The sequence below is a fragment of the Parasedimentitalea nitratireducens genome (assembly GCF_057444295.1).
The window spans coordinates 978,596-1,000,326 of the sequence record NZ_JBYAXC010000001.1 but is presented as its reverse complement, the minus strand read 5'-3'; the positions used below and the strand labels follow the sequence as shown (position 1 = coordinate 1,000,326).

Below are 21,731 nucleotides of genomic sequence, written 5' to 3'. Positions count from 1 at the left end.
CGTGACTGTTGGGCCTATTGTAAAGAGCGCAGAGGCAGGAACCAGCGAAACCGCAGCACAAGGGATAAAGAATGCGTGACCTGAAGGACAATCCACCGGGCCTGAGCGATCAGATCCTGGCCTGGTACGATGTACACGCGCGTTCCCTGCCCTGGCGGGTCAGCCCCGCAGATCGTGTTGCAGGTATTGCGCCCGACCCTTACCGGATTTGGCTGTCCGAAGTCATGTTGCAGCAAACAACAGTGGCGGCAGTCAAAGACTACTTCCATCGCTTTACCCATCGCTGGCCAACTGTGCAGGACCTGGCCGCGGCTGACGATGGCGACGTGATGGGGGAATGGGCCGGGCTGGGCTATTATGCGCGTGCCCGTAACCTGCTGAAATGCGCCCGTGTGGTGACTGATGAATACGCCGGCGTGTTTCCAACGACCCATGATGGCCTGTTGAAATTGCCGGGCATCGGCCCCTACACCGCCGCCGCTATTTCCTCGATTGCTTATGACCTGCCGGAAACCGTTCTGGACGGGAATGTCGAACGCGTCATGGCCCGGCTGTACAACATTAATGCACCGTTGCCGGGGTCCAAACCGCAACTAAAGACATTGGCCGCAGCATTGACCCCGGGCCGCCGCCCCGGCGATTATGCGCAGGCGGTGATGGATCTGGGCGCAACCCTCTGCAGCCCAAAGTCTCCGGCCTGCGGCATCTGCCCCTGGCGCGACCCGTGCCAGGCCCGTGTCGCAGGAACTGTAGCTGAGCTCCCTAAGAAAACACCAAAGAAGCCGAAACCAACCCGCCGCGGCACCGTTTATCTGGCACGATCCGCTGATGGAGAGTGGCTGTTGGAGCGCCGCCCCGACAAGGGGCTGCTTGGTGGTATGTTGGGATGGCCCGGTTCCGAATGGGGCGAAGCCCCTACCCCTGCGCCCCCTTTTGCAGCCGATTGGCAGGATATTGGCGGCGAAGTCCGCCATACTTTTACGCATTTCCACCTGATCTTGCAGATCATGGTTTCCGAATTGCCCTCAGACCATATTCCAACCAAGGGTCAACTTTGCCTTCCGCCCTCTGATTTCCGCCCTTCGGATCTGCCTACGGTCATGCGCAAGGCGTTTGATCTGTGGCAAGGTCAGTAACCCCTTGGGTTGTTAACAATTCAGGCCTAGGATCTGCGCGACGCGCGCTGAAACACCGGAGTTGGCTGTATGATTGCCCCACAAACCCTATCCCGCTGGCAAAGCGCGCTGCCATTCTGGATGTCTTTCCTTCTCCTGCCATTGGTCTGGATTGGCGCTGCCCTCGGCGGCTGGACCGTGCTCCTTGCCCCCCTGGCAACGTGGTATCTGTTTGCTGCGCTCGACGGTATCTTTGGCGTTAATATCGAAAACGCCGACCCGCAAACCCCAGACGAAGATCTGGCCTGGTACACGGCCCTGACCTCGGTCTGGGTGCCACTGCAATTCCTGTCACTCTATGGGCTGATCTGGTTTGTGACCCGTGCCACCCATCTGTCTGGGCTGGAAAAGTTTGGCGTTTTCTTTGGAATGGGGGTGCTGACAGGAACCGTTGGCATCAACTACAGCCACGAGTTGATGCACCAAAAGAACCGGGTCGAGCGCTGGCTGGGTGATATTCTTTTGTCCATGGTGCTCTACTCGCATTTCCGCTCTGAACACCTGCTGGTGCACCACCGCTATGTCGGCACACCACGTGACCCGGTCACCGCGCGATATAACGAGGGGTTTCATCGGTTCTATCCGCGGGTTTTGAAACAAAGCCTGCATTCGTCGTTCCGCGCTGAAAAAGCGATGCTGGCGCGCAAGGATCTGCCCTGGACCGACCTGTCCAACCCGTTTTTCCGCTATTGGGCCCTGCAAGGCACAATGCTGCTGCTGGCGATACTGCTGGGAGGCTTCGGCGGGCTGCTGCTGTTTCTGGTGCAAGCTGGTGTTGCGATCTGGCAGTTGGAACTGGTGAACTATGTCGAACACTATGGGCTGACCCGCAAACATCTGGGCGATGGCAAATACGAACACGTGCAGCCGCGTCATTCCTGGAACGCCGCCCACAAGGCCTCGAACTGGCTACTGATCAACCTGCAACGCCACTCGGATCACCACTATAAACCTGATCGACGGTTCCCACTGCTGCAGAACCACACCCCAGAGGACGCACCGCAGCTTCCCTATGGTTATCCGGTCATGACTGTTGCAGCGATGATCCCTCCCCTATGGCGCCGTGTCATGAACCCAAAGGTCCGGCACTGGCGGCAAATGTACTACCCCGAGATCACGGATTGGGCTGCCTATAACAAGGCCGCCAACCCGAAGCCAAAATAACATCTGCTGATCTGTCTTGGATAACCTGTCATCAGGCCCAATCGCGGTTCCAGAAATGGCGGCACAACTCAAATCCCGCTACCATTTCGGGGATCAGCGAATGGCGGTGTTCTTTGCGGAGTTGGGTCCGGTGCCTTCGTTAGAAAGCCGACAACCGGCGAAAGCAATGTTTTGCTCCTTGATGCCCGATGGGTTCATATTCCAGCTAATCCCGTTTCCAACCAGGAGGACGTTGGAAACGGGATAGCGGAGGCCTTTTTGTGAGCCTGATTTCTTGATGGTACCAAGCAACAAGAAACAGGCCCGGCCCGCCTTAACCTGCTCTTTGTGCTTTTGCGAATTCCAGATCGATCAGCTGTTCGTTCGATGAACTCTTACCAATCTGAAACCCGTCCATCCGGTGCTTCAACGCCGCTGAATCTGTCGCCAGCTTGGCCGTTGTTTCAAACACATTGGATGCCATAGCTGCGCTATCTTGCGTTGTGCGCCCCAAATCGTTCATGCTGACGTCAATCTCCTCAAGACTTAGAGATTGGGTTGAAATCACTGATGTGATTTCTTCCATCAACCTTGATACATCGCTGGCCCCCGAGCGGATGCATTCAAGACTTTCACCGGTTTGACGGACCAGCTCACAGCCTTCGCGCACCTGCACCGTACTCGCCGAAATCAGTGACTTGATCTCACTCGCCGACTGTGACGCCCGAGCTGCCAATGCACGCACTTCTGACGCGACAACCGCAAAACCTCGCCCTGCATCACCAGCTCTTGCCGCCTCAACCCCGGCATTCAGCGCCAGCAAATTGGTCTGAAAACTAATGTCATCAATGACATCTACAAACTTCGCTATCTGTTCCGAGGATTCTTCGATCCGCACAACAGCTTCGACCGCCTCTTTGGCCACCGCTCCGCCTTTTTCAGCATCCATATGGTTTTGTTCTGATTTTTTAGAGGCCTCAACCACCATTGTACTGGTGTCCTTAGTGCCTGATGTCACTTGGCCAACGGCGGCCACGGCCTCTTCCAAGGTCGCGGCCTGCTGCTCGGACCGTTCTGCCAGATCCCGAGTCATTTGTGACGTTGTTGCCATTTTTGCATCCACCGAATGCGCGCTTTCGGTCGACGACCCGATGATTTCAGACCATCGATCGATCAGATTGTTATACGACACCCGAATGCCATCAAATTTCTCAGGAAACCCGCCCGCCTCGCTCTTGCGGATCTTGTAGGAAAGATTGCCTTGCTCTAGCCGCTCAATCCCCTCGGTCATAAGCGTAAGGGCCTTATTCTGCTCTTCTTGTTGCGCCTCAAAATACGCATCGATGACCCGCTCACAATCGGCCATCATCACCCGCATCAATAGGCTTGCCTGTTTTGAAATCTTCTTCTTTTTGCCCAGCCCGCCCTGCTGTAGAACAATGCTAAGCATTTTTGTGCCGGCTTCGGAATATCCACCGAGATACAACAGAAACGGCAATTGGATTTGAAAGTGAACACGGCCGACACGTTCCGCCGATTCAAAATACATCCGGTCGAACTTACCCGAAAACAGTCGTTCCCAATGGGCCTTCTGCGCTGACTTGGCATGGACAACCAGCTTTGGGTCTTTGAAAAAACTCGCCGTTTCATGGCGGCTCAGGACCACCTCATAAAACCCGTCCAGGATTTGATCGAACTTCGGTTGCAGAACCTGGCCCAATTCGGCCAACAGTTTTGCGTTTTCTTCGCCGAGATCAAACCAGGTGCAAATCTGGTCCCGTGCATCACTACTCATCACAAACGCCCTTTACTGGTTAACACCACCAATGTGCAACCTAAGGGATCAATGATTTATTACCGCAAAACGAGAAACTTCATTTCGATGCACAACTATTTAACAAGGTTGGAAATTAAAATATCACAAACGGTTCGACCGATCAGAATCAAACGCACTCCACATTTTTGATGCCCCATTTGAACTTATCAGGCCGCTGGTTCAGGACGGTCCAGTGTCCAAACTTTCATCTGACGATCCAGTCCACGAATCTCTTGCCCGGATTGAGGATTGAACCCCTCAACAAGGTCAGTCGAAACACTTTCAACCTTAACCTGCTGTAACAGTTGATCACTCATCACGATATTTGCCTGCAGCGGGCGCGACATCTCTTCTAAACGCGCGGCCACATTTACGGCTGTCCCGATCACCGCATATTCCAGCCGGTTGGCACCAATATCGCCCATGACCGTCTCACCATAATGAATGCCGATGCCCACTTGGATCTCTGATTTCCCTTTGCGCCGACGTTCCAGGTTCCACTGATCCAGCACCTCAACCATGGCCCGCGCGCAGGCCAGCGCATTGGTCGCGTCCTGTTCACCAGCAACAGGCGTACCAAAGGTCGCCATCAAGCCATCACCCAAGTACTTGTCCAGTGTCCCGTGATGCCGGAATACCTCGTGCTCCATACGTCCGTGGAAGCCACGCAACAGCTCGATCACCTTGAGCGCATCCAGCCCCGCCGCCAGACGGGTAAAGCCAATGATATCGATAAACAGGACAGCAACATCTTGGCTGCGCACCTGCTTTAGCGGCTCGTCATTCTGCGAAAGCTGTTCAACCACATTAGGCGAGAAATACCGTGATAGGTTGGCCCGTTCACGCGACAGGCTGGCGTTGTTCATCAGCAATGCGTTGAACCTGCGCACCGACAGGCCAAGCGTGGCTGCAACGATGACAAAAACAACGACCTCTTGAATTCTAAGCTGAAGCACAAAGTTGTTGGGGTCCATGAACTTGTGCAGCAAGTCATCAAATCCAAACGCATCTTGGGCGCGCTGCGCCAACTCGGCATCCACCGGAGACAACCACCAGGCCAGGATCAGCGCCGTGGTCCACATACCAGCCGTCCAGGTGCCTATCGCAATCACGGTACGCCACGAATAGGCCAGCGTGCCTGCGGCCAAAATCACGTAGAAATAGATGAAGTTGTCAAACCGGTATTGCATCGCAACCGGAACATCGTGAACGCCAAACGGGTTGGGCACCACCATGCCAAAGGTCATAACAAGCAGATCCAGGAAGATCAGAAATAGCTCAGCCTTTGATTGCCCAACCTTGCCCATACGGCCGATCAACCAACCATTGGCACAAAGCAACGCCAGTATGCCAAGGTAGTACAACACGTCCCATTCCGGGTTCATGAATACCAGCATGACACCAATGATTGGCATCGCAATCCAGCGGGCGCGAACGGCCAATTCCAAACCGCGTTGCTTGTGCGCCTCTAACGCAGCCAGTGAATAGGCATTGTCTGCTACGACGTCGGCCAAATCCACATGCCGTTCCGGAGTCTGCGCGGCCCGCGCCGTAAAGGTGGTATCACTCATGTCCGTTCCTTCGAGATCAGGCCTAACTAACAGCCTACCTAGGCAAAGTCAGTTCACGTTCCAATGACATAACAAAAAAAACCCCGCCTATTAGGCGGGGCAAGGTGTGGTGCCCCCGTGAGCAATCGCTCACCGGCACCGGCGGTGTTCCAATTTTATTGGTATTGTGCGGGGTATCAGGCCTGCATTTCGGCGCGGATCTGCTGGCGCAGCACGTCGATAGGCACAGTCTTGCCATCGCGCTTAAAGCACCAATAGGTCCAGCCGTTGCAAGACGGAGCATTTTCCAGCTTCGCACCAACCTGATGGATTGATCCTTTGACGTCATCGCCAATCAGGGTGCCATCTGCGCGCACTTTGGCCTTGTGGCGACCATTCATGCTCAGCAGCTGCTCACCTGGGCGCAGCATGCCACGTTCGACCAGCTGGCCAAACGGCACGCGTGGCTCTGCCCGCTTCGAGGTCGAAACCTGCAGCGCGTCACGGTCGAATTTACGGACCGATGCGATACGCTTTTCGGCCACCTTGCGGTATTCTTCTTCGCGCTCAATCCCGATGAATTCACGGCCCAGCATCTTGGCCACAGCACCAGTGGTGCCAGTGCCAAAGAACGGATCCAGTACAACGTCGCCAGGGTTGGTTGATCCAACCATGATCCGGTGCAGCAGGCTTTCAGGTTTCTGTGTCGGATGGGCTTTTTCGCCAGCCTCATTCTTCAGACGCTCGTGGCCAGTGCAGATTGGCAGCACCCAGTCACTGCGCATCTGAATACCTTCGTTCAGCGCCTTCAGCGCTTCGTAGTTAAAGGTGTATTTGCCACCCTCGGCCTTAGAGGCCCAGATCATGGTTTCATGCGCATTGGTAAAACGCTTGCCACGGAAGTTGGGCATCGGGTTCGACTTGCGCCAAACCACGTCGTTCAGGATCCAATAGCCTTGATCCTGTAGGGCCGAGCCAACGCGGAAAATGTTGTGGTATGAACCAATCACCCAGATCGCGCCGTTTGGTTTCAACAAACGACGGGCGGCTTTCAGCCAGGCCTTGGTGAATTGGTCATAAGCAGCAAAGCTGGAAAACTGGTCCCAATGGTCATCAACAGCGTCGACCTGACTGTTGTCAGGACGGTGAAGTTGCCCTTTCAGCTGTAGATTATAGGGCGGATCTGCAAAAATCAGATCTACTGACTCAGCAGGCAAACTGTTCATTACGTCGATACAGTCACCACCAAGAATCGTGTTTAGAGGGAGCGCCGCCGCGCTCTTTACCATTGTTTTGTTCATTTTTCTGCCTCGATACCCGGCGCATTTTTGCGCTCATTTGGTTATCCACAGGATGAGTCATCCGGGATTCGAGGTCAATTTCTTTTTTAAATCAAATACCTGCGGTTTAATCTTGATACAACATCTTGTGTACAGGCTTAAACGAACGCCTATGATGTTGTGTCACCCCCAAACTTTGCAATGCCTCCCGATGCTGCTTAGACGGGTAACCTGCGTTCTTTTCCCAACCGTAGCCTGGGTACTGTTGCGCCAAATCCACCATCAATCGGTCGCGACACAGCTTGGCAACGATCGAAGCAGCCGCAATCGACACTGATCTGCCATCACCTTTGATCACTGCTTCGGATGGTAAAATCAGCCCCTTTGGGATCAGATTTCCGTCGATCAATAGATAGTCCGGGGCCGGGTCCAACATCGCCACCGCCCGCTCCATCGCCAGATGTGAGGCGCGCAGGATGTTGTGCTCATCAATTTCCTCAACCGTGGCATGGGCAATCGCCACTTCGGCCCGGTCAAATATCTCCTGTTCCACCGCCTCACGCTTCTTGGCGCTTAGTTTCTTGGAATCGTTCAACCCCGTGGGGATGTCTTCGGGGTTCAGAATCACGGCAGCGGCCGTAACAGGCCCCGCCAATGGCCCGCGCCCCACCTCGTCCACTCCGGCAATCCGCACATATCCACGCTGCTGCACGGTACTCTCAAGGCTGTAATCTGGCTGTTCCATAGGTCTTTCAGAGCCAATTTCAGACAGCAGCACAAGGGGTATCCATGAAAAAAGGAGGGCCAGGGCCCTCCAGTCTGCTCAGGTTTTATCGCTGGCAGCTTTAGCGCTGTACCATGCGATAGCCATTGCGGCGCAAGCAGCGAGGTTTATAGGCATTCTGATGGTTGCGCCCGTTCCAGAATGTCACGCGGCATTGCTGTGGCAGCGAGCGGACGTTGTGTTGATAGTGTTTACGCAGGCAGCGTTGCCCCATCAAATTGCGCCCATCGCGAAACTCGGGGAAGAATCGGATACATCCGCCAGGCAAGTCAAAGCGTGTGACCTGTCTCGGCAAGGGGCGCGGTGCCGGGTAGGTTGGTTTCGAAGCAACGGGCGTGCGGGCCACATTTCTATTCCTGTGGCGCTCTTTGTTGATCGCTGCGCCCAAAATCCCAAGAACGGCCAGCCCGGCAAGTATCTTGGCGACATCTTCGTCGGCACGTGCCGGGGCGGCAGAAAATCCGGTAATGGCAATTGAGGTCGCCAGTACAAAGGCAATGAACTTACGGTGCAGGTTGGGGCGTGTGGCGGTGTGCATGGGAGTACCTTTCCAGTCGGGTGATATGATCGGCTTGTTGCCGGTATGCCCCAACCTGGCGCCGCCCCCGTCAGACAGGCAATAACAGCCCCTTGTTATCGAATATCCACTGCACCAACCGCCTGTGGTTATTGAATATCAGCCCGTCTGCGCGCATGGTAAGCCGCATGAGACATCTGGTATTAAAACCCGCTTTGATTGCTGCCTTGGTGGCGCTGGCTGCGCCCGCCACGGCGGCAGACTGCTACGCCGACTACAAGGCCAAACAGGACAATCCCCTGCGCCTGCATTACGGAGTGATCCAACTGAACGGCTCCTGTGACACTGGCGCAGCGCAGGCCGAGATCAGCTCTCGTATTGCGCCACAGGGCTGGACCCTGCTGAACGTCATTTCGGTATTTGGCCCCGAAGGCCTGGAACAAAGGAAGCCCGATGCCGGATCCTACTATCTCCGTTTCTGAGACCCGCAGCGCCGGCAATCGGGTCATCACTTTCGGAATTATCGCCATTGTTGGCCTGCTGATTACGGCTGGTACCTTGCTGCTGCTTACCCTGCCCGACGCCAACGCATTCAACGCGCGGGTGGAGCAGCTGTTCATTGAAAACGACCTGACCACCCAGGCCGAAATCAAGCTGCTCGAAATCCTGGCTCAATCCGGCACCTCGTTTGCCGATACGCTCAGCAGCTACCGCATGGTGATCTTTGTGCTGCTGGTCTTTGCCACCGCGATGATGGTGGCCGCATTGGTCGTTCTGGCAATGTTGATGCTCTTGAACCGCCGCATGGCGCAGATCGAACGGGCCGGCATTCAGGTCACTGAACTGTTGCTCAGCCGCGATGAAAACACCGTCTACCTAAACAACATGGGGTTCAAACTAACCCCCGCAGCAATGGAAACCCTGTCGGTTCTGGCCGAAGCGCGGTTGGATGGCGATGTGATGTCGGGGGCTGAGATCGAAGGCGTGATATCAGGCCGTGATTCCAGCGACTGCGAAGAAGCCGCTGGTGCCACTCGCATCAAACGCCTGCGCGACACCTTGGGCAACCAGATGATCAGCGAACTGCTGGTCAAGAATATCGCAAAACGTGGTTATGTACTGGCCATCAGCAAAGACGTGATCCGCATGATCTAAAACATATGGATCGAGCAACCTTGATCACTTTGTCTCAATATTGGTTTCAGGCTCTGGTATTCGATACGCGCGACCCCACATAATGGCCCTGCGAACAGGTGACGACAGATCATAAGGGGATCCGGCCAATGAATGTACATGCAAAGCCGGAGCAGGATGGTTATGGCATCCTTATTGAGCAACTCACCGGTACGGTGACACTGCGCCACAATGGAATGCTATTGGCCCAAAGTGACCGGGCCAAGGTGATGTACGAAACACGCCTGAAACCAACAATTTACTTCCCACCCGAAGACGTCAGCGCCGACCTGTCCAAACGTACGCAGCTGCAGACGTTCTGCCCCTTCAAGGGCACCGCAATTTACCGCGACCTTCTGTTGCCAGATACCTGCATCAAGAATGCTACCTGGGCCTATGACAAGGCGCTCCCCGAAGCCTCGGAAATCAAAGGGCACATTGGCTTTATGCCAAACGCCTTTACCGATCTGGATCTGGGCGACAATGAATTCCTGACACGCGAAGATGGTAACATTTCGGGCCCGGTCATTGACTGGCTGCTGCGCGAGGCGGCGTACTTGCCAACACCCGAGGAATTCACCCAAATCTTGGCCGAGAAACTGCGCGAGCAAGGCGTGTATTTGTCACGCATGGCGGTGATGGTCTGGTCGCTTCATCCGATGATTGCGGGTAAGAATTTTGTCTGGAAAAAGGATACGGGCGAGGTGAACACTTTTGCCCCCACATACGAAATTCACGACCACCCGGCCTATCAAAACAGCCCCCTGCGGCACGTGTCCAACGGCATGGGCGGCGTGCGGCATCGTATTGGCGGCGACCACCCCACCGATGCCTTCCCGATTCTCGAGGATCTGCGCAACGAAGGCGCCACCGACTATGTCGCCATGCCGCTGCGGTTCTCGGATGGGCGTATCAACGTGATGACCCTTACCAGCGATCACCCCACCGGATTCTCTACCGCGAATCTTGGGCTGATTTTCGAGTGCTCAGCCGTGATTAGCCGCTATTACGAAGTCTTCATGCAGCGTGAAAACGCGCAGTCGCTGCTGGAAACCTATGTCGGCAAACGCTCTGGCGCGCGGGTTCTGGGCGGCGAAATCCACCGCGGTGACGGCGACGACATCGATGCCGCCATCATGTTCTGCGATCTGCGCGGCTCCACCCGGCTGGAAGAAGAACTGGGACGCGTGGCCTATATCAAGCTGCTGAACCAGTTCTTTGAAACCACATCGACCATCATTCATGACCATGGCGGCGAAGTGCTCAAGTTCATCGGCGACGCGGTGCTGGCGGTGTTCCCGGCCGGCGACACCCCGCTTGAAGCGCGACAGCAGGCGCTCAATTCCGCTCAGGCTATCGTTGCCCGGCTCAAAGAGATCGCCAAAGAAGAGGGAGGCCATCATTGCGAATGTGCCATTGGCATTGCCTATGGAGGCGTCACCTACGGCAATGTCGGCTCACAAGAACGGCTGGATTTCACCGTCATCGGACAGGCCGCCAATATCGCGGCTCGGCTGGGCGACTATGGTAAGGCTCTAGGGCATCCAATTGTGGTCAGCGGCGACATTGTGAACGACGTGGTCAAATCTAAACATCTGGGCGCGGTCAGCCTGCACAATGTTTCCCAACCCGTTGAGAGCCACGCAATCCTGACCGAGTGATCAGGCGACCACCACCTCAATCTCATGCTCCGCCAGATACCGGGCAATATCGTCTGGTGGCGGAGCGTCTGAATAGAAAACATCCATATCGCCCGAGCACTCCAGCGCCACCGGCGCTCGTTTGCCGTATTTCTCGCTGTCGGCCACGATGATCCTTACCTGAGCATTTGCAGCAGCGACGCGAGCGATGTTTGCCTCTTCCAGATCATGCAGCATGAACCCCAAATCCGCGTTCACTGCACCGGCCGAAAACACCGCGAACTGCACATTCAGCCGCCCAATCATCTCTAACGCCTCGGCCCCAAAGGCCCCGCCATCATGGGCCCGCAACTCGCCCCCTGCCATAAACACGCGGTTGTTGTTCCGGGTGGCCAGGGTATGCGCCACAAAGGCCGAGTTGGTCACCACGTATAGATTGCTGTGCTGCCTCAGTGCCTGAGCCACATAGGCGGTGGTAGATCCGATATCCAGAAACACCGAATCTCCATCGCTGATCGTATTAGCGACCGCCGCAGCCAGCCGCGCTTTGGCGTCGGCGTTGGTATCCATGCGACTATGAAACGGCGGCTCGGTCACATCTTCAACCAGATGCACCCCGCCGTGCACCTTGCGCACGATTCCTTTGTCTTCCAGCGTGCGAATGTTGCGGCGAATGGTTTCCAGCGTCACATCTAACCGCCCGGCAAGAAAGCTGACACGACACGACCCACCTATTTGGCGGATTTCACGCAGGATTTCCTCTTCGCGCTGATTGGTCGTCTGTCCACTGGGCAGCATGTGGTCCCTCACTCAATTCAAATCTGCAGAGGCACTCCGCATTGCACATATAGCCAAACACGGAATGCGAGGCACCAGATAAATTGGCTTTTTCATGCTTAATGTGGCTTTTTATGGTTTTATCTTGACGCGCTGAAAACTTCACCACATGCTACCCTCAGCACGGACAGCACTCTAACCACTCCACCACAGAGGTTTCAGCATCGCTACACCCGACCACATAACCCGCATTCAAAACTTGCCCTGTTGGCAAGGCACTCTGGCCATTGACCCGCTGGAAGGCGGCATTACCAACGTCAACTACCGGGTAACGGATGACAGCGGTGACTATGTGGTTCGGCTGGGCGCGGACATCCCTGAACATCACGTCATGCGGTTCAACGAACTGGCAGTCAGCCGCGCCGCACATGTCGCTGGCATCGCGCCCGAGGTTATCTATGCCGAACCTGCACTGACCGTGTTGCAGTTCATCCCAAGCCAGACGCTCACTCCAGCGGATGTCGCCAAGCCCGATATGCTGCCGCGTGTACTGGATCTGGTGAAGCGTTTCCACCACGAGGCCCCCAGACACTTACGCGGTCCAGCGATGATATTCTGGGTGTTCCACGTCATCCGCGACTACGCCGCCACCTTGGCTGAGCGAAACAGCCCACACGGCTCATTGGTGCCGGACCTGATGGAAATCGGCAATGCACTCGAAACCGCCGCCGGGCCTTTTGACATGGTGCTGGGACACAACGATCTGCTGGCCGCAAACCTGCTAGACGACGAAACCCGCCTATGGCTGATCGACTTTGATTACGCCGGTTTCAACACACCACTGTTCGACCTGGGCGGGCTGGCCAGCAACAATGGGCTGAGCCGAGCGCAGGAACTGGCCATGCTGGAGACCTACTTCGAGGCCCCGGTGACCGATGACCTGCTCCACCGATATGAGGCGATGAAATGCGCTTCGCTGCTGCGCGAGACCATGTGGAGCATGGTGTCCGAATTCACCTCGACGCTCGACTTTGACTACGCCGCCTATACCGCCGAAAACCTCGCCCGCTTTCGCGCGGCACATTCCGATTTCCTGAACAGCTAGGACACCACCATGGCCGACCTCCCCCGCTCCTCCAGAACCGTTGTGATTGGCGGTGGCATCATAGGTTGCTCCACCGCTTACCATCTGGCCAAGATAGGGGTGGAATGTGTGCTGCTGGAACGCAAGAAACTGACATCAGGCACCACTTTCCACGCCGCCGGGCTGGTGGGGCAGCTACGCAGCAACGCCAATATCACTCAGCTGCTGGGCTATTCTGTCGATCTGTACAACAGCATCGAACAGGAAACCGGGCTGGGCACCGGGTGGAAGATGAATGGAGGCTTGCGGCTGGCCTGTAATCCCGACCGCTGGACCGAGGTCAAACGCCAAGCCACCACCGCCCACAGTTTTGGCCTGGAGATGCAGCTGCTCACGCCCAATGAGGCATTGGAACTCTGGCCGCTGATGAACATCGATGATGTTGTCGGCGCGGCCTTTATGCCCACCGACGGGCAAGCCAATCCATCCGACATCACGCAGGCGCTGGCCAAGGGTGCGCGGATGGCAGGCGCGCATATATTTGAGGACACTAAGGTCACCGACCTTGAGATCGAGAACGGCAAGATCCGCGCGGTGATCACCGAACAGGGGCGGATCGAGTGTGAGAAAATCGTCCTTTGCGCCGGACAGTGGAGCCGCGAGTTTGCCACCCGCTTTGGCGTCAATGTGCCGCTGGTGCCAATGCAACATCAATACATGGTGACTGAGCCCTTTGATGGCGTGCCTGCCAACCTGCCCACCCTGCGCGATCCTGACCGGCTGACTTATTACAAAGAAGAGGTTGGCGGACTGGTGATGGGTGGCTACGAGCAAAACCCTATTCCCTGGGCCACCGAAGGCATCCCCAAGGGCTTCCACTATTCCCTGCTCGACAGTGACTTTGACCACTTCGAACAGCTGATGGAACTATCCCTAGGCCGCGTACCTGCACTTGAACATGCGGGCATCAAAACCCTGACCAACGGCCCCGAGAGCTTCACCCCCGATGGCAACTTTATCATTGGCGAGGCGCCCGAGCTGGCAAACTTCTTTGTCGGGGCCGGGTTCAACGCCTTTGGCATCGCCTCGGGTGGTGGCGCAGGCATGGCGCTGGCCGAGTGGGTCCACAAGGGCGAGCCACCCTTTGACCTCTGGTCGGCCGACATCCGCCGCTTTGGCCGCCCGCATTTTGACAGCGACTGGATCCGAACCCGCACGGTCGAGGCCTATGGCAAGCACTACACAATGGACTGGCCAAGCGAAGAACACAGCTCTGCCCGCCCCTGCCGCAAGTCCCCGCTGTACGATGTGCTCAAGGAACAGGGCGCCTGCTTTGGTGAGAAACTGGGCTGGGAGCGCCCGAACTGGTTTGCCGACGCCGCGCAGGGCGAAATCCCACAGGATCAATACAGCTTTGGCCTCCCCAACTGGTTCAACGCCGTTGGCCGCGAACACTACGCGGCCCGCAATGCCGCCGTGCTGTTAGACCAGACCTCATTTGCCAAATTCGCCCTCAAAGGCCCGGATGCCGTGGCCGCGCTCAACTGGATCGCCGCCAACAACATAGATCGCCCTGTTGGCTCGCTGATCTACACTCAGATGTTGAATGACCGTGGCGGGATCGAGTGTGACCTGACCGTCGGACGGGTAGCCGAGGACGAGTACTACATCGTCACCGGAACCGGCTTTGCCACCCATGATTTCGACTGGATCCGCCGCAACATCCCCGACGGCATGAACTGCCAGCTGTTCGATATCACATCGGCAAACGCGGTGTTGTCGCTGATGGGACCACGGGCGCGGGATATTCTGGCCACCGTGACCCGCGATGATGTGTCAAACGAGGGCTTCCCTTTTGCCACACTTCGCACCATCGGCATCGCAGGATGCCCGGTTCAGGCGCTGCGCATCACCTATGTCGGTGAGCTGGGATGGGAACTGCATTTGCCAGTGGAATATGCCACCACGGTCTATGCCGCGCTGATGCAGGCCGGGGAACCACATGGTCTGATCCAAGCAGGCTACCGTGCCATTGAAACCCTTCGCTTGGAAAAAGGTTATCGCGCCTGGGGGGCGGACATCGGCCCCGACCACACCCCGGTTGAGGCCGGATTGGGTTGGGCCGTTAAACTGCGCAGCAATACTGATTTCAAAGGCCGCGCCGCGGTTCAGGCCCAAGAGGACCAAGGTGTAAAAAAGCTGCTGGCCTGCTTTACCGCTGATCCAGATGTGGTGCTTCTGGGGCGTGAAACCATCTATCGCAATGGCGAACGGGTCGGCTGGCTTTCCAGCGGCGGCTTTGGCCACACCCTCGTTAAATCCATCGGCTACGGTTATGTTCGCTGCGCCGATGGTGTTGACGCTGACTATGTGATGTCCGGGTCTTACGAACTTGAAGTCGCCTCCAAACGGGTGCCCTGTCAGGTGCATCTTGAACCCTTGTACGATCCGAAAATGCAGCGTGTCAGGTCAGGCTGATCAACCCCAGTACGTCGCACCACGAGGGGATTTAACCCTGCGCACCTTTAAGCGCAGCCAACCTTGCAACATGAGCCCAGCCAAACGTGCTAAGCGGGGTAAACCCATCCATTTCGTGCAAAGCCAATGGCACGGCAAGCCGTTGGATCAGCGCAATTTTCCCATCGCTATCGATCGTAAGCTGTCAACGTTGAACAAAGTTGGCGTAGCTAAAAGCCTTCCCAGAATCACACAAAGATGCAACCCTTGGTGGAGATGCGGCGATTTACCTCTCCCATCAGTACTTTGGCCCAGTCTGTTTTGACTGCGGAATTAGTTTTTAAATCTACATATTGGAGGGCGCATTTTGGCACTCAATATTACTGTGGAAGAACTTTGGATTTGCCCTCCTTTGGCATTCGCTCGTTTCGGCGAAACCGAAGAACCGATGGTCAATTTCCATTGGGCTGAAAATGACTATTCATCACGCGGAACGGCGGAAACCGTGATCTTGCCAACAACAACCTTCCGGGTCGGACCAGACGGCAGCATTTCAGCGTTTATGCCTGAGGACATTCAATTTCGCGCTGGCGAAAAGTGGCGGCCTGTTGCGCCATTCTTTGAATTGCACGGGAGAACCAGCGATGGGTACGAAGGTCCGATCACCAGCGATATCTTAGAGAGCTGCGGGTTAGGGTTGCGTGATCTGAAATGGCGTGTCCATGCCGCAAACCGCAAGGCATTCCACTATTCTGGAGCTGAAGGCGATCATGTCGACGCCATTGTCGAAATGTCGGGCGACCAGCACGAGAAGATGTCGTTGGACGGCGTTAGCCCGGCAGGGGCCGATAAGCCTATCATTTTTGGCGACCCCCTTCCCCTTGGTGCTGTACAACTCATCCGGCCAAATTCTGAATTCAACGAGATCCGCTTGCGGATCACTCCCCCCAAAGGCCGCATCTACGCGCCGACAAACACCGCTGAACGTGACTTATCGGATCTTGTTCCAGAAAAATTCCGCCGTGAAACGTTTCTGGACGGTATCCACCTCACACTCAATCCCGACTCCAATTGGGCGCATTGGGATCCTGCGCAAGAAGGCGAAGATCCCCGTACAAATCCGGGCGGCCTTTATGCTATGGAACCAACCGACAACAAAAGTGGTCTTGGTGTGAGCCTTGGCTTTTTGGACGACAGCAACGACGGGTTGATTTCAGTTGTCGTCAAAGGAGAAGGTGTCGCTGGTGGTGAACTGGCCGCCCATGCCCGTTTCACTTGTTGCCCGCCAGATTTCCAACCAGATCGTCGTCCGTTCCGGTCCGTCGCAGATGGATTAACGGACTTAGTGGCCCGCGAAGATGTGTCAGAACCCGGATTTAACGAAGGGTCAAATTGGGTCGAAACCGAGATGGAGATCGCTGATTTTATGCAGCGGGTTCGTGAGACGATGGAAGGCTCGAACCTTGATCACCAAAATCTGCGTTCCGGGTTGGCAAATAGTCCGAAAGTTCCGCAAAACCCCTTCACACCAGAGCCACCCCGCCCGGGCCACCCTCTGCCCTTGACCGAGCTGGGACGCGCCAATCACAAACGCTTCCTGGCCTATGACGTGTTCAAGACCCGCATGGCACAGCGGCCAGAGCTTTTTGATGAATGGATTCGAAATCCGGCTGTCGATCCACCAAAAGAATCGTACGACCAACAAATGCCTGCCCTGATGCGCGGGTCAGATTCCGAAGCGATGACGATCACGCAGCGGCAATACAATCTGATGAAAGCCTGGTTGGAACGTGTTTCAGGAAAGGACAGAGATGATGGCCCGTCCGTTTCATGAAAGCTACAAATTGATTGAGAGCGATGTCGGCCATCATGTTTTTGCGTCCAATGGCTCGCGGGTTTTCGACATTGATAAAGCCACCGCAGACCGGGTCGGTGCCCTGTTCACTGGTAACAACCCCGAGGGTGCCAAGCATTTCGAACAAGCACTTGGTGTAGATCACCTCTACATCGAACCCCAAGCACCAGACCTGCCGAATTTGCGCGCGCTTTCTCTGAATGTTGCTCAGGCATGCAATCTTGGCTGCCAATATTGCTATGCCGATACTGGGCTGTTTGGTGGTGCCGCGCGGGTCATGTCGATTGACACCGCAAAGGCCTCAATCGACCGCTTGATTACAGAAGCGGGCCCTGGGGCAGATATCGTTGTCGGCTACATGGGCGGAGAGCCGATGCTGAACCGAAAAGCGGTTCATGAGGCGACTGAGTACGCGGCCATCCAGGCAGCCGCGAATGGCGGGCGAGCAAAGTTTACCATCACCACAAATGGCACAACTATCCGCGAAGAAGACGCCAAACTGTTCCAGGACCACAAATTTATGGTGACTGTAAGTCTGGATGGGGCGAAGGATCTGAACGACAAGATGCGCCCAAACCACTCCGGCGCGGGAAGTTATGACCGGGCAATTGCCGGGCTGAAACTGATCATGGCAAACGGCGGGCCAGCACATGTTGCAGCTCGTATCACTGTCACGCGACAGTCCAAGGATTTGCCAGCGATCCTTGCCCACGTCCTGTCGCTAGGGGTCGGAGATGCAGGCTTTGCACCCGTACAGGTTTCGCCAAATGCATCACTTCAATTTCAGCGTGAAGACTTTGACTGGTTTCTCACAGAAATGATCCGCTGCGGCGAGGATGCCAAAAACTCCCTGATGCGCGGCGAGCGGTACCCCTTTAGTAACTTCGAGACCGCACTTCACGAAATACACCGTGGCAGCCACCGACCCTACCCCTGTGGTGCCGGTGCTGCATATCTTAGCGTCAATGCAGATGGCGAACTGTTTGGCTGCCACCGCCTTGTCGATGATGATGATTGGGCGATGGGAAATGTCGCCGATGGCCCAGACGATGACGCACGTACCACTCATCTTGATAGGCACCATGTGGACAAGCAAGCCCCCTGCAACCAATGCTGGGCACGCTATCTTTGTGGGGGCGGCTGTTATCACGAGATAGAACGGCGTGGCCGCGTCCATTGCGATTACGTTCGTGGCTGGCTGTCCTTTTGTATTGGAGCCTACGCAGAACTTTCGGTTTTGCGGCCCGACTATTTCATCGATCCAACAACCTATTTCGCAGGCGGGCCAACCGCTGCAACGATCAATTGAGGGAGATTACAATGTCGACATTACCGACAGGCCCCGAAGACCCAAGGGAATGGAAGATTTTTCCGCGCAATCTGACTGCGCGCGCTGCCTATATCGTTCCGGGCAACTCAATTGCCACGCGACCAGAGGACGGCGTCGACAATTGCTACCCTGGACTGGAGATGGACGCCAAGAACATCCAGAAGAACTTCTTTCCGGGGCTCTACTTTGAAGTATATCGCAGCGACGGAGCTAAGCTGGTATCCCTGAAACCCGCATCGACCGCGCGGCAATGGATCGAACTTGGCCTAAGCCATGATGACATTGGCGATGATCTCTACCTTTGGGCCATTCACGGGCGCAACAATGACCAAACCGGAGCTGCGCAGACTGTCACCGTAGATTTCACTGGCAAACAGGGGCTCTACGCGTGGCGTATCATCAATAGCCTGTTGCCCGGTTCGGTTTCCATCGCCCTTGGTCCAAAACCGGCAACAGCGGGTCAGAGTTTGAGTGAAGCGATCGCCGCTGCCAACGCAGGTGAAAGCAAAATCCAGCGTAGTGGGTCAACCCTGCAGTGGGCGACACTGACTGCTGACAGGATCGACTATCTCAACAAGGAAGGTGTGTTGGCACCCGAGATCTATAATCCCGGTGATCTGACCCGCACGCTGTGTACACCGTGGACCTATGATTTCCGCGATTGCCAGTGTTTCTATTGGGCCTCCAATAAACCCGACGTCATTTCCTCAGAGGACGGGCAATACGAATACCTGAACTTCCAACGGAAAAATCGCCATGTCGAGCCTCAAACCCAAGACATTGCTTATGGCTATGATGCACGACGCCAGCGCGAGATTGACTATGCTGAAATGATGGACGGGTGGCAGCAGCTGCGGCCGGTGATCAACGGTCGTGAATTCGGGGAAACATATGTGCCACCGGATGGCCCGCAGGGGCCCATTATGTCGCTGCAATCGATCATCGAAGAACTGACCTATCTCGCTTCGGTAGAGCATGCTTTGGCTGTTCAATATCTCTATGCCTTCTATTCCATAGATGTCCCTTGGGAAGAGCCGGATCAGAACGAGCAGTTGAAAACCTACCGGCTTTGGCATTCTGCGCGCACCGTGTTTGATGTGGCCATCGACGAAATGCGGCATTTCCGTTGGGCAAACGAGATTCTGATGCTGCTAGGTGCCGATGTCACTGCAAAACGCGCCTCCACACTGGGCCGGACATTTAATGTACCGTTCTTTCTTCAAGCTCTCTCCAGCCCACAACTTCAATGGTTTATAGATGTTGAACGGCCCAGCAGATCAACGGTGGCGGGCCTTGATGGGATGTACGTAGGCATTTTGCATTCGCTTCAGCATCTTAAGGACGACGAAATCGCCTCGGACGTGCGGCAAAAAGCCATTGAGATTGTTAAACTGATCGTGGACGAGGGTGAAGGCCACTATGTACGGTTCTCAACCGCACAACAGAATTTTGCGTTCTACGACGATGCAGGCCGCGGAGAATTACCTGCCTACATTCTGGAAGGTCAGTGGAAAACCGAGACTAAAAACACCAATCAGGACATTCCATATGCGTCCTTGTTCGGTGTGCCAAAGGAAGCAGACGATGCAGTCGGAAAGGCCCTTCAGGCCGAATCCGATCGCAATTACAATGCGCTGCTGATGTTGCTCAAGATCGCATTCTCCATACCTGAGGCAGAGCTGAGCGGTGGTGCGCTTCGCCATGCCATCGCGGTTATGATCAGCATGAATGCGGTGAACCTTGAATTGGCGACAAAAGGGTACACGCCGCTGTTTACCCTGCCCGAAGGCTGGGAAGACGATCCGCCTGTTCGAAGCAAATCCAACGCCATGGAACTTCTGGGTCGTGCGCATGATCTCCTCAAGGGGGCGAAACCGACCAAAAAGCTGGCCAGTGCACAGCCCCAAAAGGGTTTAAAGAAAGATCCTGCGCACATCAGCGAAGTGGACGAGATCTTTGACGCCTTCAAAAACGCCATCGACAAATCAAGGTTCCGTGGGTGACCATCAGGCTAAACGGGCGTTCACTGGCGACAGCCGTGGTCGCCCGTTGTCTGCAATTGCACGGCAAACCGTTTGAGCTGCCCAAATGTTCAGACGCACAACCGCTGCGGCCCCAGTATATCTGCATCAATGATGTGGCGCTGTCACTGTTGCGGGATCTCTTTCCAATGCTCTGGGAAAACGGTCAGCAATTGGGGAATATTCTCAAAATGCGCGAGGTCATTTGGGGGGATGACCCTGTGCCACGAAACATCCTGCAAGACGCGCAAGTGGTGAATGTGGACGCATTGACTGATCGTCTTTTTGCAGCTTTGGGCACTCCAAAAGACCAGATCGTTGCGCCAGACATTGCGTGGGACGTTAATCCGCCAACACCCGATCAAAGTGGGGTTTTCACCATCGGCAATCGCGTGATGCTTACCGCCCGAGCTTCACTACACCACCCGCTTGTGCCCGAGCGCAGCCTTATGGAATCGTTGTTGGACGGCTGGATGTTCCTTGCACCGATTGATCAAGACAGTGGCATCCTTCAGGCAATGGTTCCCAGCCCCCCTAGCGATCCGGACAACCGACTGCGACAAATGTTGGATCAGAGCAATCTCATTGGTCCTGTTGTCGAAAATATCGATCCCACTCAGGTTTTTCCGGCAGCACCTTCTATACGCCTTCCTCTCGTTCAAGACCGAAACATCTACGTCGCAAGCCAAGCTGCGCGCCTTGATCCGATAAGCGGTGAAGGTGTTCCCTTCGCCATTCGGAGCGCTATCCTGGCTGCCGCAGTGTTGGCGCATGAGGGTTCCGAAACCGAAGTCGCTGATCACTTCTTTAGCCGAACCCTAACAACATTTCTCAGCCATCTTGCAGGATGCCATTCGTTCTATTCAGAAGCCTTTCCGTTCGATCCAGAGTGGCGCAATGAAATGCAAAAAACAGCTGTTGCGACCTCCGGCTTCGAGGCCAGCTTTGGCAAGATTGAAGACAGTGCATTTAAGTTTCACCTGGAAGAATTTCGGCTCGTTCCAACCTCTTCGTGAGTTTGCCCATAGGCTCTCTCATTAATAACACTGCATCAATGCACTGAAAGTAATGGTGATCCCGATAGGATTCGAACCTATAACCTGCCCCTTAGGAGGGAAACAGGCCTACC

General features: G+C 55.5%; 17 protein-coding genes. 11 read left to right on the top strand and 6 right to left on the bottom strand.

Annotation, left to right across the window (positions count from 1 at the left end; genetic code table 11):
- The first annotated feature begins 71 nt into the window (after positions 1 to 71).
- Together mutY and AC2T28_RS05035 are read left to right on the top strand one after the other, a co-directional pair.
- On the top strand, positions 72 to 1,136 hold the full coding sequence (gene mutY, locus AC2T28_RS05040) for an A/G-specific adenine glycosylase (protein ID WP_486747845.1): 1,065 nt from the start codon (positions 72 to 74) through the stop codon (positions 1,134 to 1,136).
- A gap of 69 nt (positions 1,137 to 1,205) precedes the next feature.
- On the top strand, positions 1,206 to 2,339 hold the full coding sequence (locus AC2T28_RS05035) for an alkane 1-monooxygenase (protein ID WP_486747844.1): 1,134 nt from the start codon (positions 1,206 to 1,208) through the stop codon (positions 2,337 to 2,339).
- Positions 2,340 to 2,652: 313 nt separating this feature from the next.
- Here the strand turns inward: AC2T28_RS05035 and AC2T28_RS05030 are convergent, their stop codons facing one another.
- From AC2T28_RS05030 to AC2T28_RS05010, 5 genes are all read right to left on the bottom strand, one after another.
- Positions 2,653 to 4,113 (bottom strand): methyl-accepting chemotaxis protein, encoded by a 1,461-nt coding sequence (locus AC2T28_RS05030; RefSeq protein ID WP_486747843.1) that lies wholly within the window; start codon positions 4,111 to 4,113, stop codon positions 2,653 to 2,655.
- A 188-nt stretch (positions 4,114 to 4,301) separates the two neighbouring features.
- Complete coding sequence (locus AC2T28_RS05025) at positions 4,302 to 5,705, bottom strand: adenylate/guanylate cyclase domain-containing protein (protein WP_486747842.1); 1,404 nt, start codon at positions 5,703 to 5,705, stop codon at positions 4,302 to 4,304.
- A 176-nt stretch (positions 5,706 to 5,881) separates the two neighbouring features.
- Positions 5,882 to 6,985: a DNA methyltransferase gene (locus AC2T28_RS05020; RefSeq protein ID WP_486747841.1), complete on the bottom strand. Its 1,104-nt coding sequence runs from the start codon at positions 6,983 to 6,985 to the stop codon at positions 5,882 to 5,884.
- Positions 6,986 to 7,091: 106 nt separating this feature from the next.
- Positions 7,092 to 7,709, bottom strand: a complete 618-nt coding sequence (locus tag AC2T28_RS05015) for a ribonuclease HII (protein WP_486747840.1) — start codon at positions 7,707 to 7,709, stop codon at positions 7,092 to 7,094.
- A 100-nt stretch (positions 7,710 to 7,809) separates the two neighbouring features.
- On the bottom strand, positions 7,810 to 8,286 hold the full coding sequence (locus AC2T28_RS05010; protein ID WP_486747839.1) for a hypothetical protein: 477 nt from the start codon (positions 8,284 to 8,286) through the stop codon (positions 7,810 to 7,812).
- A 167-nt stretch (positions 8,287 to 8,453) separates the two neighbouring features.
- Here AC2T28_RS05010 and AC2T28_RS05005 point away from each other — a divergent pair, with 167 nt between their 5' ends.
- From AC2T28_RS05005 to AC2T28_RS04995, 3 genes are all read left to right on the top strand, one after another.
- Entirely contained in the window at positions 8,454 to 8,747 is a 294-nt protein-coding gene (locus AC2T28_RS05005; protein ID WP_486747838.1) for a hypothetical protein, read from the top strand.
- Positions 8,719 to 9,420 carry a winged helix-turn-helix domain-containing protein gene (locus AC2T28_RS05000; RefSeq protein WP_486747837.1) on the top strand — a complete coding sequence of 234 codons (702 nt, stop codon included), beginning with the start codon at positions 8,719 to 8,721 and terminating at the stop codon, positions 9,418 to 9,420. The genes AC2T28_RS05005 and AC2T28_RS05000 overlap by 29 nt, the downstream gene beginning before the upstream one ends.
- Before the next feature lie 128 nt (positions 9,421 to 9,548).
- Positions 9,549 to 11,099, top strand: coding sequence for a DUF427 domain-containing protein (locus AC2T28_RS04995; protein ID WP_486747836.1), 1,551 nt, complete (start codon positions 9,549 to 9,551; stop codon positions 11,097 to 11,099).
- Here AC2T28_RS04995 and AC2T28_RS04990 read toward each other — a convergent pair whose 3' ends face one another.
- A complete protein-coding gene (locus AC2T28_RS04990) occupies positions 11,100 to 11,876 on the bottom strand; it encodes a DeoR/GlpR family DNA-binding transcription regulator (RefSeq protein WP_486747835.1) in 777 nt (258 codons plus the stop codon).
- A gap of 238 nt (positions 11,877 to 12,114) precedes the next feature.
- On the opposite strand from AC2T28_RS04990, the gene AC2T28_RS04985 reads away from it, so the two are divergent.
- From AC2T28_RS04985 to AC2T28_RS04960, 6 genes are all read left to right on the top strand, one after another.
- Entirely contained in the window at positions 12,115 to 12,960 is an 846-nt protein-coding gene (locus AC2T28_RS04985; RefSeq protein WP_486747834.1) for a phosphotransferase, read from the top strand.
- 9 nt (positions 12,961 to 12,969) lie between these two features.
- Positions 12,970 to 15,417, top strand: coding sequence for a GcvT family protein (locus tag AC2T28_RS04980; protein WP_486747833.1), 2,448 nt, complete (start codon positions 12,970 to 12,972; stop codon positions 15,415 to 15,417).
- Positions 15,418 to 15,763: 346 nt separating this feature from the next.
- Positions 15,764 to 17,230: a hypothetical protein gene (locus tag AC2T28_RS04975; RefSeq protein ID WP_486747832.1), complete on the top strand. Its 1,467-nt coding sequence runs from the start codon at positions 15,764 to 15,766 to the stop codon at positions 17,228 to 17,230.
- Positions 17,211 to 18,560 carry a radical SAM protein gene (locus AC2T28_RS04970; RefSeq protein WP_486747831.1) on the top strand — a complete coding sequence of 450 codons (1,350 nt, stop codon included), beginning with the start codon at positions 17,211 to 17,213 and terminating at the stop codon, positions 18,558 to 18,560. The genes AC2T28_RS04975 and AC2T28_RS04970 overlap by 20 nt, the downstream gene beginning before the upstream one ends.
- An 11-nt stretch (positions 18,561 to 18,571) precedes the next feature.
- Positions 18,572 to 20,584, top strand: coding sequence for a ferritin-like domain-containing protein (locus AC2T28_RS04965; protein ID WP_486747830.1), 2,013 nt, complete (start codon positions 18,572 to 18,574; stop codon positions 20,582 to 20,584).
- On the top strand, positions 20,581 to 21,618 hold the full coding sequence (locus AC2T28_RS04960) for a hypothetical protein (RefSeq protein WP_486747829.1): 1,038 nt from the start codon (positions 20,581 to 20,583) through the stop codon (positions 21,616 to 21,618). Before AC2T28_RS04965 ends, AC2T28_RS04960 begins: the two co-directional genes overlap by 4 nt.
- Positions 21,619 to 21,731 lie beyond the last annotated feature (113 nt).